The 15,021-nt window shown below is 59.3% G+C and carries 15 protein-coding genes; 6 read left to right on the forward strand and 9 right to left on the reverse strand.

Annotation, left to right across the window (positions count from 1 at the left end; genetic code table 11):
* Positions 1-32 precede the first annotated feature (32 nt).
* Positions 33-896: a MurR/RpiR family transcriptional regulator gene (locus tag CFBP4996_RS11805; RefSeq protein ID WP_003504906.1), complete on the reverse strand. Its 864-nt coding sequence runs from the start codon at positions 894-896 to the stop codon at positions 33-35.
* Between the two features lie 243 nt (positions 897-1,139).
* On the opposite strand from CFBP4996_RS11805, the gene CFBP4996_RS11810 reads away from it, so the two are divergent.
* The gene (locus tag CFBP4996_RS11810) at positions 1,140-1,625 is read left to right on the forward strand and encodes a hypothetical protein (protein ID WP_003521277.1); all 486 of its coding nucleotides are present in this window, start codon (positions 1,140-1,142) and stop codon (positions 1,623-1,625) included.
* A gap of 152 nt (positions 1,626-1,777) precedes the next feature.
* Here the strand turns inward: CFBP4996_RS11810 and CFBP4996_RS11815 are convergent, their stop codons facing one another.
* From CFBP4996_RS11815 to CFBP4996_RS11840, 6 genes are all read right to left on the reverse strand, one after another.
* Positions 1,778-2,890 carry an ABC transporter ATP-binding protein gene (locus CFBP4996_RS11815; protein WP_080853043.1) on the reverse strand — a complete coding sequence of 371 codons (1,113 nt, stop codon included), beginning with the start codon at positions 2,888-2,890 and terminating at the stop codon, positions 1,778-1,780.
* 187 nt (positions 2,891-3,077) lie between these two features.
* The gene (locus CFBP4996_RS11820; protein ID WP_003521275.1) at positions 3,078-4,310 is read right to left on the reverse strand and encodes an ABC transporter substrate-binding protein; all 1,233 of its coding nucleotides are present in this window, start codon (positions 4,308-4,310) and stop codon (positions 3,078-3,080) included.
* A 38-nt stretch (positions 4,311-4,348) separates the two neighbouring features.
* Entirely contained in the window at positions 4,349-5,206 is an 858-nt protein-coding gene (locus tag CFBP4996_RS11825; RefSeq protein WP_020809501.1) for a carbohydrate ABC transporter permease, read from the reverse strand.
* Positions 5,203-6,087, reverse strand: coding sequence for a carbohydrate ABC transporter permease (locus tag CFBP4996_RS11830; RefSeq protein WP_003521273.1), 885 nt, complete (start codon positions 6,085-6,087; stop codon positions 5,203-5,205). Before CFBP4996_RS11830 ends, CFBP4996_RS11825 begins: the two co-directional genes overlap by 4 nt.
* Before the next feature lie 12 nt (positions 6,088-6,099).
* Positions 6,100-7,281, reverse strand: a complete 1,182-nt coding sequence (locus CFBP4996_RS11835; protein ID WP_059759936.1) for a Gfo/Idh/MocA family protein — start codon at positions 7,279-7,281, stop codon at positions 6,100-6,102.
* 115 nt (positions 7,282-7,396) lie between these two features.
* Positions 7,397-7,579, reverse strand: a complete 183-nt coding sequence (locus CFBP4996_RS11840) for a hypothetical protein (protein WP_059759935.1) — start codon at positions 7,577-7,579, stop codon at positions 7,397-7,399.
* Between the two features lie 153 nt (positions 7,580-7,732).
* Here CFBP4996_RS11840 and CFBP4996_RS11845 point away from each other — a divergent pair, with 153 nt between their 5' ends.
* Genes CFBP4996_RS11845 through CFBP4996_RS11860 form a run of 4 tightly spaced genes read left to right on the forward strand, consistent with a single transcriptional unit; the run spans position 7,733 to position 11,635 of the window.
* Positions 7,733-8,485, forward strand: coding sequence for a GntR family transcriptional regulator (locus tag CFBP4996_RS11845; RefSeq protein ID WP_003521268.1), 753 nt, complete (start codon positions 7,733-7,735; stop codon positions 8,483-8,485).
* 28 nt (positions 8,486-8,513) lie between these two features.
* Complete coding sequence (locus CFBP4996_RS11850; RefSeq protein WP_080853042.1) at positions 8,514-9,536, forward strand: SIS domain-containing protein; 1,023 nt, start codon at positions 8,514-8,516, stop codon at positions 9,534-9,536.
* A complete protein-coding gene (gene nagA, locus CFBP4996_RS11855; protein WP_080853041.1) occupies positions 9,533-10,705 on the forward strand; it encodes an N-acetylglucosamine-6-phosphate deacetylase in 1,173 nt (390 codons plus the stop codon). The genes CFBP4996_RS11850 and nagA overlap by 4 nt, the downstream gene beginning before the upstream one ends.
* A 3-nt stretch (positions 10,706-10,708) precedes the next feature.
* Entirely contained in the window at positions 10,709-11,635 is a 927-nt protein-coding gene (locus CFBP4996_RS11860) for an ROK family protein (protein WP_080853040.1), read from the forward strand.
* A 6-nt stretch (positions 11,636-11,641) separates the two neighbouring features.
* Here the strand turns inward: CFBP4996_RS11860 and CFBP4996_RS11865 are convergent, their stop codons facing one another.
* A complete protein-coding gene (locus CFBP4996_RS11865; protein ID WP_080853039.1) occupies positions 11,642-12,895 on the reverse strand; it encodes an FAD-dependent oxidoreductase in 1,254 nt (417 codons plus the stop codon).
* 31 nt (positions 12,896-12,926) lie between these two features.
* Positions 12,927-13,628 (reverse strand): phosphatase PAP2 family protein, encoded by a 702-nt coding sequence (locus CFBP4996_RS11870; protein WP_080853038.1) that lies wholly within the window; start codon positions 13,626-13,628, stop codon positions 12,927-12,929.
* Between the two features lie 188 nt (positions 13,629-13,816).
* On the opposite strand from CFBP4996_RS11870, the gene dxr reads away from it, so the two are divergent.
* Entirely contained in the window at positions 13,817-15,010 is a 1,194-nt protein-coding gene (gene dxr / locus CFBP4996_RS11875) for a 1-deoxy-D-xylulose-5-phosphate reductoisomerase (RefSeq protein WP_080853037.1), read from the forward strand.
* The last annotated feature ends 11 nt before the right edge of the window (positions 15,011-15,021 follow it).

Below are 15,021 nucleotides of genomic sequence, written 5' to 3' on the forward strand. Positions count from 1 at the left end.
GCAAAGCAGCCTGTATTTTTCGTCAGCCCGCCTCAGTCACCGAGCAATTGCTTGTCATCCGGGTCACGATGTTCCACGAGCTGCTGCTTGATATGACGCAACGTCACCATCGATCGTTGCCGTTGATGATAGGCAGCAAGCGTCGCCAGAACATCGACGGCGGCCAGATAGGCGTAGCGCGATGAGGTGGGGCGGAAGATATTGTTTCCTTCGGGCACATTGACGGCCACCACCATATCGGCGGCCGCAGCGACTGGCGTGTCGCTCTGGGTAAGCGCAATGGTGGTGACCCCCATTTCCCGCGCCAGCCTGAAACATTTCACCAGTTCCATGTTGCGGCCGGAAAAGGACGAACCGATGATGACGTCTTCCTTGCGCGCCGCAGCCGTCATCATCAGCTGCATGCTGTGATCGGCACTGGTCGAAACGCGCAGGCCCAAGCGGAACAGCCGATTCTGAATTTCCGAAGCGATCATCGAGGAGTTGCCGCCTGCGCCGAAGGCATAGATCATGCCGCTATTGGCGATCCTGATCGCCGCTTCATCGGCAAGGGCGGGATCGAGCGTCCTGTGCAACAGGAAAAGCGCTTCCTGTGCCTTGGCGAGCACCTCTTCCGCCACATCCGAGGGACCGGTGCTGGAGGGTTCGGAGGTGAGGTATCGAATACCCACATAGGCCGTCTTGGCGAGGCTGACCTTGAAATCCGAAAAGCTCTGGCACCCCAGCCGACGGCAGAACCGCGTCACGGTCGGCGGCGACACTTCGGCGCGGGCCGCCAGCTCGATGATCGAGGCATTGACGGCGAATTCGAAGTCCGAAACCAGAATATCGGCAATCCGCCGCTCCGACTGCGAGAATTGTCCCCTGTCTTCCTGTATTCTTGCGAAAATATCCATGTTCACCGGTCTCCGTTCCGCCAAAACTTAAGGCTTGGCCCCGTTTCCGATGCACCCTAAGAAAGCGCGCCCGTCAACCGCATAGATCCATGAATCGAGGATGTTTCGTCTTGCTGACGACACCACGCACCCCTTTGATTTGAAAATTATTTTCTCTGTTGATTGAGAGATGAGCATATGCCAACAATCAACACCAGAGAAATCTCCAAATCTTGAAAATAATTTCAATAATGGACCCAAACCATGCGTGATCCCTTCAAAAACCCCTTTCCCGAAACAGACATCGCCCGCCATTCCATCTGGGAGATGCTGGTAACGCGGGACATCGACGCTTTCCTTGCCGCCGACTGGTCGAAGGTCGCGGACGATTTCGTCGAGGACGGCTTTCTCGGCATCAACGCCAACCGGGATGCGAACCCGGACAATTGGCGCCTGTCGTTCCCTTCGCTCAGCGCCTATCGCGACGAGTGGCTGCGGCAGGCGCAGGATTTTCAAACCCAGCAATTCGCAGATAACCCGCGCGATGCGATCTTTGCGACCACCACGCTGGAAGAAATCGAAGTGGAAGGTGAGACCGCGCTGGTGCGCAAGAAGTTCGACGGTGGGCTTCGCAAGGCCGATGGCAGCTTCGACGTCATGAAATGGCAGACGCTCTATTATTGCCGGCTGCATCAGGGACGCTGGAAGATCAGCGGTTTCACCGGCTACATGCCCAACCCCATGCCGTGATCCAGCGGACATCTGAAAAAGCTTCGCACGCCGGGCCGAAAGCCCGGCGTTGTTTTTTCGTCTGGAAGGGGCGGAAAAATGCTGCCGGAGACGGATCGCATCAGGAACAGCCGGGCATAGAAAAACAGATAACATGGCCCGGCTCCTGCACCTTATTGGATCAGCTTGAGAACTGAAAGATCGACGCGCCGCGCCAGCGCAATGCCGCTCTCATCAAACAGATGGCAATCCGATGCCTTGATACCGGTGACGATGGGCTCATCCACGACCACAGGTGCGGAGCCGGAAAGCAGCGCGCAATAATTCTCACCCGTCGGCGCGACGCCATAGGCGATGGTATTGACCCCAAGCCGCTCGATCACGCTGGGCGCGACCGTGACATTGAGGTCGGCCGTTTCGAGACCGGTATGTTCCGGGCGGATGCCGAGCGTCAGCTGCGCGCCTTCAAGACCGGCGCGGGGCTCCACCGGCACGGTGATCGTCTGGCCCTCATATTCCACCGTCGCACCCTCGGCGCTGACGGATTTGCAGGTGACCTTCAGGAAATTCATTTTCGGGTTGCCGATGAAACCTGCCACGAAGAGGTTAGCCGGCTTGTGATAAAGCTCGAGCGGCGCACCGACCTGGGCGATTTCGCCGGCATTCAGCACCACGATGCGGTCGGCCATGGTCATGGCCTCCACCTGGTCGTGGGTGACATAGATCATCGTCGCCTTCAGGGTCCGGTGAAGATTGGTAAGTTCGATGCGCATATCGGCGCGGAGCGCCGCATCAAGGTTGGAAAGCGGCTCATCGAACAGGAAGATTTTCGGCTCGCGAACGATGGCGCGGCCGATCGCCACGCGCTGGCGCTGACCGCCGGACAACATGCCGGGGCGCTGCTGCAGACGCTGATCGAGCTGGAGAATCTTGGCGACGCCCTCGACCTTCTGCTTGATCTTGTCCTCCTCCATCTTCTCGACGCGCAGCGGAAAAGCGATGTTTTCAAAAACCGTCATGTGCGGATAAAGCGCATAAGACTGGAAAACCATGGCGATGCCGCGCTTGACCGGCGGCAAGTCATTGACCTTCACGCCATTGATGACGACGTCGCCACCGGAAATATCCTCAAGGCCGGCGATCATGCGCAGCAATGTGGATTTGCCGCATCCCGAGGGGCCGACAAAAACGACGAACTCGCCATCCCTGATGTCGAGCTGAACGCCCTTGATGACTTCGAAATGTCCATAGTTCTTGCGGACGTTGTTGAGATAAAGCTGACCCAAGACTTGCCTCTCCCGTCAGCGGCCGACATCTGGCCACGTTCAGAGATGTTCCGAAACAGGGGCAAAGCCACACCGGATCGGAACCGTTGAAAACAGGGGAAAGAGCATCCCGGAAGACACAAGGCATTCCCACGGCGAAACTTGCCGGATGCGGACGGCCAGCGCCCGCATCCGTGCTCATGAAAGATTATTTATACTGCTCGAGAGCCGAAGCCGCTTTCTTCGCGGCATCTTCCGGGGTTGCCTTGCCAGTGACGACAGACTGCACCATCTCGATCATCGTATCCTGGAAACCCTTGTAGTCCGTGAAGAGCGGCTCGGGACCGCCATAGGCGATACCGTCGATCAGAGGCTTCCAGAAGGGATCCTTGGCGATGAATTCATCGACCTTCGGCGACGGACGCAGCGGGGTGAGGCCAGCGCCGCCCTGCAACTCGTATTCGCCCTGCGGGCCTGGCGAGGTGATGAACTTGGCGAATTCGGTCGCCTTTTCTTCCACGCCCGTTCCCTTGAAGATCGCAAGGCTGTCGGTGATGAGCAGCGTGCCGGGACCCTTTGCTTCCGGGCCGAGCGGCAGCGTGGCGATGCCCCAGTTGATCTTGGTTTCCTGCAGGCGCGTGGCGGCGCCCGAACCGGCCTGGATCATGCCGACCTTGCCATCGAGGAAGATGGCGCGGATTTCGTTCTGCTCATAGGCCGTCGGGCCTTCGACAGAATAGGGCGTGATGTCCTTATAGGCCTTCAGCGCTGCAACAACCTGCGGGCTGTCGACGGTGATCTTGTCGCCGTCGATCACCTTGCCGTTGTTGGTGTAAACCCAGTGCATGAACTGGTGCATGGTGTTGTCGAAGGTCTTGGCGGGCAGACCGTAACCGGCGATGCCTGTCTTTTCCTTGATCTGCTTGGCAAACGCGATCTCTTCGGCCCAGGTCTTCGGCGGCGTTTCCGGATCGAGACCCGCCTGCTTGAACAGGTCCTTGTTCCAGTAGAGCGCCTTGGTCGAGAATGCGACCGGCACACCCCACTGCGTGTCCTCGAAGGTCACGGTGTCGACGATGTTGGGGTAATAGCTTTTCTTTTCGTCTTCGGTCATCGGCACTGGAACGATGAGATCGTTCTGCGCGAACTGCTTCAGCGTGCGCGAACCCACATAGGCCATGGCGACCGGGGTGCCGGCAGCGGCGAGTGTGGTCGCCTTGTCCTGGCACTGGGCCCAGCCGACGACCTCAGGCACGACCTTCCAGCCCTCGTTCTTGCCTTCCCATTCCTTGATGTATTTCTCATGGATGGGGTCCATCTTGTCGCCGCAATAGATCCAGCTGATCTCCTTGTCGGCAGCGTGCGCCGTCACCGTCGTAAGGGCAGTGGAACCGGCAAATGCGAAAGCGCAGAGCGCCAATCCGTAATGTTTCAGTGCCATAGGTAGTCTCCCGTTTTGGTGGTCGTTCCGGTTGTTGATTATTTCACCGCGCCGGCGGTAAGGCCGCTGACGAGATATCGTTGCATGAAGAAGATCACGACCATGGCCGGCGCAATGCCGACGAAGCTGGCCGCCATCAACTCATTCCAGATGACTTCCTGGCGACCGAAATAGGCGAAGAGGCCGATGGGCAGCGGCATATATTCGGTCTTGGAATTGAAGGTGAGCGCGAAGATGAACTGCTGGGCGTAGGCGCCGATGAAAGTGGTGATCGAGACCACTGCGATGCCCGGCATCGCCAGCGGCAGGATCACCCGGCGGAAGGTATAGAAATAGCTCGCACCGTCCACATAGGCCGCCTCTTCCAGCTCCCGCGGGATACGCAGCATATAGGTGCGCAACAGCCAGATGGCGGTGGGGATCAGGAAGGCCGCGCCGGGAATGATCATCGCCAGATAGGTGTTCAGCACACCCATGTTGCGCATCAGCCGGTAAAGCGGGATCAGAAGCACCGCGCCCGAAAACATATTGATCGCCAGAAATGCGCCGAGCAACTGCCCACGTCCACGAAACTCGAAACGGGCGAAAGCATAGGAGGCCGGCACCACCAGGATGAGGACGATGATGGTCGAAATGGTGGAGATGAAGAAGGAGTTGAAAACGTAACGGGCAAAGCCCGGAACGCTGACCCACATGGTCCGGTAGGCCTCGAAGGAACCGTTTTCCGGCCAGAACTTGTAGGGCGAGGAGAAAAGCAGGCTGAGCGGCTTCAGCGAAACCAGAAATCCTTCCACGAAGGGCGCCAGCACGAAGGTCAGGAACACGGCGATGCCGCAATAAATCCCGACGATTTCATACCACCTGTAGCGGTTGATCATCGCATTCTTGTCGCTCATCGGCTGGCCTCCTGCGAGATGCGGCTGGTGATGCGGAAGTAGAAATAGGTGAAGATCGACAGGAAGATGCAGATCAGCACGGCGCGGGCCGCACCTTCACCATATTTATAGGAGCCGATCGCCGTCTTGTACGTGTCGATGATCATGGTCGTCGTCTGGCCGGTCGGACCGCCCTGCGTCAGGATCCAGATGATATCGAAGGAATTGAAGGTCGAAATCAGCGATATCATCGACATTGTGATCATGGCCGGCAGCATCAACGGCAGCGTGATACGGCGGAAGCGATAGAAGCGGCTTGCCCCGTCTGTCCACGCGGCCTCGTAGAGATCCTGCGGAATGGCCTGGATGGCCGCCAACAGATAGAGCGTCACCATCGGCACGCCGATCCAGACGTCGGTGACGATCGTCGCCCAGAAGGCCGTTCTGCCATAGGCGAGGAACGCGACCGGACCATCCACCAGGCCGAGGTTCTGGAGCACCCCGGAAATCATGCCGAACTGGCCGTTATACATCCAGCCCCACATGAAGATGCCAATAGCCATCGGCACGATCCATGGCGGCATGGTCAGGATACGGAACAGCGCTCGGCCAGGCACGGCCGAATTCAGCAAGACCGCACCGAATGTGCCGATGATCATCTTTATCGAGACGGAAAAGAACGTCCAGATAAAGGTCCGCGTGATGACATCGGCAAAAGTCGCGTTGAAAATCTTCTCGTAATTGATGAAGCCGACCCAATTCGTCGTTTTTCTAAGCGACGCATCGGTAAAGGACAGGATGAAGGTATCGACGAGCGGATAAGCAACGATAACTGTGATGTATAAAAGCGCCGGCAGAAGAAGAAGCCAGGCAAAGACGACCGCGCTGCGTTTCGCATCCATCGCGCCGCCCCCTCAAGCCGATTTCACAGCGGGGGATTTCGGCTGCCCGTGCAGCGCCAGATCGTATTCCTCCCACACCGGCTTGAGATCGATCACTTTACGGCCATGGCGCGCTTCGTCCATGGCAAGCGCCAGAATACCGGCCTCGATCGCATCGAGCGCGGAAACCGGAAGGGCCGCACCCTTGACGATATGGGCGATCACGTCCTCGGCCATCTGCTCGTCCGCACCATAATGCTGCGAGAGCGCGGTCGCCGCCGAATAGGTCTTGGCCACGGTCTTCTCATTGGTCCGGGCATTGTGCACGTTCAGGAAGCCGCGCACGAAATCGCCCTCGGCCATGCCCTTGGCGCCGATGACGCAGAAACGGCGAAAATCGTCGGGAACGTTGAGATTGGTATGGAAGGCGAGCGATGCGCCGTTCTCATATTCGACGATCGCCGTCTGGTAATCGATGATGTCGCCGTCGCTGTCGAAGACCTTGTCGGAACCCATCCAGCCGCTCGGCTTGCGATGGTACACCTCCATGTCGTTGATGCCGTCATGCTGCGGCGCGTTTGCCGGCGTGAAGCTCTTGCGCCCGCCGAAGCTCGAGACGAAACGCGGCCGCGCACCGACCACGCCATTATAGAGATCGAGGTCGTGGCAGCATTTTTCCAGCATGAAGGAGCCGGAATAATTCTCGTAGCGCCGCCAGTCGCGCATGAAGAATGCGCCGTGATAGGGCGGGATATGCTCCGAGGCCTCGATGGAAACGACATCGCCCAGCTTGCCTTCCGCCTGCGCGGCGCGCAGATCGCGGTAGAGCGGGGAATAACGCAAAACCAGACCGACGAGCAGCCGCTCATGCCCGTGCTTGTTGAGCAGCCGGGCGAGCTCAAGACTTTCCTCGATGCTGACGACGATGGGTTTTTCCGAGAAGATGGTGCAGCCGGCCTCAAGCCCGATACGAATATGCTCCAGATGCATGTGGTTCGGTGAGCCGATCATCAAGAGATCGAATTTTTCGTTTGCGATCAGCGCCTCGGGACTATCGTAAGCCTTGCCGGCCGAAATGCCCTTTTCCTGCAGGCCCGGCAGGCCCGCCGGCGCGGGATCGACGTAACCGACGATCTCGAAATCCTTGTCGATCTCATGAAAAACGTAGCCCAGATAACCGAGACGGAATCCGAGTCCGATAATTCCCACCTTCATGAACTTTGTTCCCTGTTCATTCGTAATTCATTTTCGCAGAAGCGACCATTTCTGTGCTGGCCATCCAGTTATCTGCGATAATTTCCTGCCACGATGAAATTAATTTTCACAACGGTCAAGCTAAATTCGATTTCGCAAACGCTGCCGCGAGTCGGAAACCGATTTTTCCGGCGCGACGGATGCGAAACGGATCGCCGCCGACCACCGATGCAAAAAACAATACCAAAAAAATGCCAATCGTCCAGAGCAATTCCGTTATCGAGAAAATTTTTTTGGTTAATGCGAAAATATCAAGCATGAAGCCTTATTATTCGGCAAAATATCGAAAAAACCACCGATTAATCGTACAAATCTAGCAATGGTTCTATTTTGGTATTGCCGATTGCGCGGCATATGATATAGCCAGAGCCGGCCATATCGCCGACCACATGGATCGTGACAGAGGTTATGGATGAACGGGGCAGCGCTTAATCTGGACGACCTGCAATCAGGCGGCGGCCCGCTTTACCTGAAACTGCGCCAGACGATTGAAGACGCCATCAATGGCGGCCGCCTGAAGCACGGCGACGCCTTGCCGCCGGAGCGGGATATCGCCGAAAGCGCCTGCGTCAGCCGCGTCACGGTGCGCAAGGCGGTGGACGATCTTGTCCGCGACGGCCTTCTCGTTCGCCGGCACGGTTCGGGTACTTTCGTCGTCAAGCCCATCACCCGCATGCAGCAGCCCCTGACCAAGCTCACCTCGTTTACCGAGGACATGCGCCGGCGTGGAATGACGGCGAGCACCCGCTGGCTGGACAGAGGCCTGTTCCACCCGACCGGCGACGAGATGATGGCACTCGGCCTTTCCCAATCCGCCATGGTGGCGCGGCTCACGCGTCTGCGTCTTGCCAATGACCAGCCTATCGCACTCGAAGTCACCAGCCTGCCGGGCGATATCCTGCCTGACCCGCAACTGGTGGAAAACTCGCTTTATCTGGAGCTTGAGAAAAACGGCATTCGCCCGGTGCGCGCCATTCAGCGCATCTCCGCCCGTAACCTCACCGATGAGGAAACATTGCTGCTTGGGGTTCCGCCGGGCTCGGCAGCGCTTTCCGTTCAGCGAATGGCCTATCTGGAAAGCGGGCGCCTCATGGAAATATCCCGCGCGCTGTACCGCAGCGACGCCTATGACCTCGTCGCCGAACTGACGATGGGGCCTGAGTGACAAATCTCTTGATCAAGGACACGAAACGATGACAACCCTGATGCGCCAGGAAATCGATGAGATTCCCGATGCAGTCGCCCGCCTGCTGGACAATGCCAATGCCGACTTCCACGAAGCCGGCGCTCACCTGAAGGCCCGTGACCCGGCCGTTATCGTCACCATTGCACGCGGCTCATCCGACCACGCTGCGCATTTCCTGAAATATGCGATCGAATTGCAGACCGGGCTTCCGGTCGCTTCGCTCGGCCCCTCGCTCGCCTCGATCTACCAGACGAAACTACGGCTGGACCGGGCGGCGGCCTTCGCCGTCTCGCAATCGGGTAAAAGCCCTGACATCGTCGCTCTGGCGGAAAGCGCCCGCAAGGGCGGCGCGCTCACCTTCTCGCTGGTCAACACCCTGCCCTCCCCGCTCGGCGATGCGGCCAATCACGCCATCAATATCCAGGCGGGCCCTGAAAAAGCGGTGGCCGCAACCAAATCTTTCGTCAACTCCATCGTCGCCGGCCTCGCAATCCTTGCCGAATGGACGGAAGACAGCCTGCTCGCCAAAGCCGTCAGCGCCCTACCGCAGAATTTCGCCAAGGCCATCGCGCTCGACTGGAGCCAGATCGGCGAAGCGGTCAAGGGTGAGGAATCGCTCTATATGCTGGGCCGCGGTCCGGCGCTGGCCATTGCCGCGGAAGCCGCGCTGAAATGCAAGGAAACCTGCGAACTCCACGCGGAGGCCTATTCATCGGCGGAAGTGATGCACGGCCCCGTTTCGCTGGTCGCGCCGAAATTCCCCGTGATCGCTTTTGCCGCGCGTGACCGCGCCGAAACCTCCGTGACGGATATCGCGGCCGGTCTCGCCGGCAAGGGCGCAAGTGTTTTCGTCACCTCCGCAAAAGGCAGCCCGGCCAAGCCCCTGCCGTTTGTGGAAACCAATCACCCACTGACCGACGCGCTGTTGCTGATCGCCCCGTTTTACGGCTTCATCGAGCAATTGTCGCGCGCCCGCGGCTTCAACCCGGATGCACCCGTGGCATTGAAGAAGGTGACGGAAACCCAATGAGCAGCAGCAAGGCATTTGTCGGCGCCCGTATTTTCGATGGCGCCGCGTGGCACGATGGCAAAGCGCTCGTGACCGGTGATGGCCGTGTTGCCAACATCGTCGACCGCGTATCCGTGCCCGCAGACGCCGAAATCATCGATGCGGAAGGACTGTTCATTGCGCCAGGCTTCATCGACCTTCAGGTCAATGGCGGCGGCGGCGTGATGTTCAACAACGAGCCGGATGTGGAAGGCATTGCCCGCATCTGCTCGGCCCATGCGCAATTCGGCACTACGGCGCTGATGGTCACACTCATCACCGACCGGCCGGATATCACAACCCAAGCCGCCGAAGCAGGCATCGCCGCCCACAAGGCAGGGGTGCCCGGCTTTCTCGGCCTGCATTTCGAAGGGCCGCATCTTTCCGTCGCACGCAAGGGCACCCATGATCCGGCGCTGATCCGAAAGATGGAAACTGCCGATCTTGCGGTTCTGACGGGCTGCAAGGCGAAGCTTCCTTTCGTGCTCACAACCATCGCCCCGGAAAACGTAACCGAAGCGCAGGTCACAGCGCTGCACAAAGCCGGCATCGTCGTCAGCCTCGGCCATACCGATGTGGGCCTTGGCGTGGCGACGGCCTATGCCGAGGCCGGCGCATCCATGGTGACACATCTCTTCAACGCCATGAGTCCGCTCGGCCATCGCGAGCCGGGACTGGTGGGGGCGGCACTTTCGAACGGCAAGCTGGATTGCGGGCTGATCGCTGACGGCTTCCATGTCGATCCTGCAGCGATCGGCATTGCGCTTCGCGCCAAGAATAATCCCGGCCGCATTTTCCTCGTCACCGACGCCATGTCCACCATCGGCACGGATGATGACGGTTTCGAACTGAACGGCAGGCGCGTCTATCGCAACGGCGGCAGGCTGACGCTGGCCGACGGCACGCTGGCGGGAGCGGATATCGATATGCTCTCCTGCATACGCTTCATGCATGAAAAGCTGGACACACCGCTGGAAGAAGCCTTGAGAATGGCGTCCGCTTATCCCGCCGAGGCAATCGGCGCTTCCGGCAAGGGTAAGCTCCTGCCCGGCTTCGATGCGGATTTCGTCATGCTGACGCCCGACCTTCAGATGCATTCGACATGGATCGGTGCAGAAAAAATCCACGATGCCACCCGTTCCGGAGCCTGAATCATGATCGTTTGTTTCGATATAGGCGGAACGACCATCAAGGGCGCTATTGCCCATGCTCCCGACGATATTCGGCCCGTGCCGCGCATCCCGACGCCCAAGACCAGTTTCGAAGACTTCGCCGCCGGCCTGAAATCCGTCATCGACAATAGCAGCGACACACCCGCCTGCGTGTCGCTGTCGATTGCCGGCGTCATCGATCCCGACACCGGCAAAGCCACTGTCGCCAATATCCAGAGCATCCATGGCAGGGTCTTGAAGGACGAGCTGGAAAAGGCGCTGAACCTTCCCGTCATCGTATCGAACGATGCGGATTGCTTCGTGATCGCCGAATCGGAAATCGGTTCCGGACGGGGTCATCGCGTGGTCTTCGGCGTCATCCTCGGAACGGGTGTCGGCGGCGGGCTGGTGATCGACGGCAAGCTCATCAACAGCGACGGCGGTTTCGCCGGCGAATGGGGACACGGGCCGGTGGCCGCGACATTGGCCGGAAATCCGCCGGTTTCGCTGCCGCGTTTCGAATGCGGTTGCGGGCTTACCGGCTGCGTCGATGCAATCGGCAGCGCCCGTGGCATGGAAAAACTGCATTCGCATCTCCACCAGCAGGCGATGACCAGCGAGGATATTATTTCAGCCTGGCAGGCGGGCGATCCGAAGGCGGCAAGAACCATCGATGTCCTTATCGATATTCTCGCCTCGCCTCTGGCAATGGTGATCAACGTTACCGGCGCAACCATCGTGCCGGTGGGCGGCGGACTTTCGAATTCGAAGGCGCTTCTCGCCGCTTTGGACGAGGTGGTAAGGAGCCGCATTCTGAGGCGCTTCGACCGCCCCTTAGTCGTGCCCGCCATCTGCCGCATCGAGCCGGGGTTGATCGGATCCGCCGTTATCGGGCTGAAGTATGAGAAAGAAGCCGCCGGCACTGCCTGAGCGGCATCACATCGTCTCGATCTTTTCCCGGCGGAAACCCAGCCCCACCAGCCGGCCGGTCAAATGGGAAAGAAGCGGAAACCGCATGATGGCCAGCACAAAGGCTGGCGGTCCCTTCGGTTTTTCCGCATCTGCCCGTCCCTTTTTGCCGCCGATACGCATCATCCGCTGCAGAAATTGCGTGGCCTTGGTCGGGAAGGATCGCCGCTTTTCAATTGCGGCGAGATCATCATCGGCAATGGCCCGGCCGGACACGAGCACCGGCACCAATATATTGGCCGCCGCAACCGCATCCTGAATGGCCAGATTAATGCCGACACCGCCGACGGGGGACATGGCGTGGGCCGCATCACCGATGCAGATCAGGCCGGGTTTCCACCAGCGCTTCAGCCGGTCGATACGGACGGTCAGGAGATGCACATCGTCCCAACTCTTGAGCTCATCGAGCCTTTCGCGTGGGAAAGGGCAGATTTCCGCAACCCTGTCCCTGAAGGCTTCAATTCCCTGTAGCTTTATGTCGGCGAAAAACCCCTTTCGCACCACATAACCGCATTGCCAGTAATCGCCCCGGTTGATCATGACGAAACCCTGCCGCGAGCCTGCATGCCCCATGGTCTCCGTCGGATCGTCGGGCTGTTTCGAAAGGCGCATCCACAGCACCTCGGTCGGAATGCCGAAGCGCTGCACTTCCAGCCCCGCCGCCTCTCGGACGGTGGAGTTACGCCCATCCGCCCCCACCACCAGATCGGCCTCAATCTCGATGATGCCTTCCGGTGTGCTGACCGTGAGACCGCCGACATGCCCGCCGCGCTCGATCAGTCCGGTCACCGGGGCATTCATCAGCAATCGGAAATTTTCGTATTGTCCCGCCTTGCCGACGATGAAATTGAGAAAATCCCATTGCGGCATAAAGGCGATGAAGCGATGGCGGACCGGCAGGCGGGAAAAATCCGCTATCGTGATACGCTCGCCGCCGATAACCGCATTCAGCCTTGGCGCACGCGTATGCGGCAGGCTCAGAAACTCATCGATGAAACCGAGTTGCTCCATCAATTCAAGCGTCGAAGGGTGGATGGTGTCGCCGCGAAAATCCCGGAGAAAATCCCCGTGTTTCTCGACGACGACGACATCGATACCGCTGCGCGCAAGCAACAGGCCAAGCATCATGCCAGCCGGCCCGCCACCGGCCACGGCGACGGACGTGCGGATGTGCTGAACGACCCTGCCGTCATTTTCCGGAGCGATTGTCGCTTCTTCCATCACCTTCCCCCTTACCTCCCGCTTGAAGTCCTCATCGTGTATCCGCCGCCGGGAGGTTTGCATTCTTCGGCTGCGGCCAGCCCTGCGCATCGAACCGGAACAGCATTTCGGACCGGGCAAAGATAAAGGCGAAGGCCATGGCCGTCCACATGCCGAGCAACAGCCCGGCGGCGACATCGCTTGGATAATGTGCGCCGACGATGACACGCGAAACGCCGATGACAAGGGCAAGCAGGAGAAACGCCCAGCGGAAGCGCGGCATCAACATGGCGAAAGCGCCGAAAAACGCCCCGGCGGCGGTCGAATGGCCTGAGGGGAAACTTTCATAGAGATTGTCGCCGGTAAATGGGGTGAGGCTATAGGCGCCCATTTCCAGCAGAAGCTCCGGCCGTGCCCGTCCTATCAGGAATTTCAGCGTATGGACGAGAATGCTCGCCGTTCCGATCGTCAGGAAGAAATAGGTAAGAAGCCGCCATGCCATCCTCAGCCGTCCATTATAGGTCTGCGCCTTTAAAACCCGTGCGGCGACATAGGCCAATATCGCCAGAAGGCCGGTAGAATAGAGCATCCAGCGGAAGGTTCCGAAATCGGTAATGGCGCGATTGAAGGAAACCACGCCCCCTGGCAGCGCCTGCGCGCTTTCGGAAAGACGCGGATCAAAAGGAATGAAAACAAGGACCAGCACAAGGCTTGCCGCAAAAATCCACCCGCTGGAAACCAGAAAACGTCGCATCGATATCCTCTCATTGTTTTTCTTGCATATGGCTTTGCCTTCCGCAAAAACAATAGCCCCGGCTTTGTCCTTGTTATGGCTGGTTTTCGCGGGTAGAGGCTAAGGAATGTTGCCCGAAAATGCATAGCGTTTTCGGGAAAACGACGTGCACCGAGAGGTGCGAACCGGAAACGACCGACGGACTGAAAATGACGAATGCCAGTGAAATGCCACGCAAGCTGACAATATTGGGTTCGACCGGTTCGATCGGCACCAATACGCTGGATGTCGTCCGTCAGCTGGGTGGCCGCGACGCGTTCGAGATCACGGCTTTGACCGGCGCGGGCAACATCGCTCTTCTGGCGGAACAGGCGCGGGAATTCGGCGCGCGGCTGGCCGTTACCGCCGAGGACGACAAATATGAAGCGCTGAAATCGGCCCTTGCCGGCGCCGGTATCGAGGCTGCGGCGGGCAAATCCGGCCTCGAAGAGGCCGCTTCGACGGATGCCGGCTGGGTGATGGCGGCGATTGCCGGAACCCCCGGCCTTGCACCTACTCTTACAGCCGCGCGACGTGGCGCAGACATAGCGCTCGCCAACAAGGAATGCCTGGTTTCGGCTGGCGATGTTTTTCTGCGCACGGTCAAGCAGGGCGGCGGCAGGCTGATCCCGGTCGACAGCGAGCACAGCGCAATCTTCCAATGCCTGACGGGCGAACATAAGCAGGCCGTGGAACGCATCGTGCTGACCGCATCCGGCGGCCCGTTCCGCACCTGGTCGCGCGAGGAGATGGCCAATGTCACGGCGGATATCGCCCGCGCCCATCCCAATTGGTCGATGGGGCTGAAGGTCTCCATCGGCAGCGCCTCCATGTTCAACAAGGGGCTGGAAATGATCGAGGCGAAATATCTCTTCGATTTGAGGCCCGATCAGGTGGAGGTGATCGTCCACCCGCAGTCGATCATCCATTCGATGGTGGGTTACACCGACGGCTCCTATATCGCCCAGCTCGGCTCTCCCGACATGCGCACCGCTATTTCTTATGCCCTCACCTATCCGCAACGCGGCAATCTGAGTGTCGAACGGCTGGATTTCGCAAAACTGGCGCGGCTCGATTTCGAAGCGCCGGATGAGGCCCGTTTCCCGGCGATCCGCCTGGCCCGCACCGCGCTGGAGCGCGGCGGTCTGCAGGGCGCCGCCCTGAATGCCGCCGAAGAGACCGCCTTTCACGCTTTCGTTGCGGGCAATATCGGTTTTCTCGATATGGCCGAGATCGTCGAAACGGTCATGGACCGTTTGCATGACGGCCGCTCCGCCGCCACGATTGAAGATGTGTTCGCAGCGGATGAGGAGGCCCGTCGTCACGCCCGCGAATTGATCGCCACCAAAGAAAAGGCCGCGTAAACGCGGCCCGG

Origin of the sequence: Agrobacterium leguminum (assembly GCF_005144435.2) — a bacterium.
In the GTDB taxonomy this organism is placed as follows: Bacteria; Pseudomonadota; Alphaproteobacteria; order Rhizobiales; family Rhizobiaceae; genus Agrobacterium; species Agrobacterium leguminum.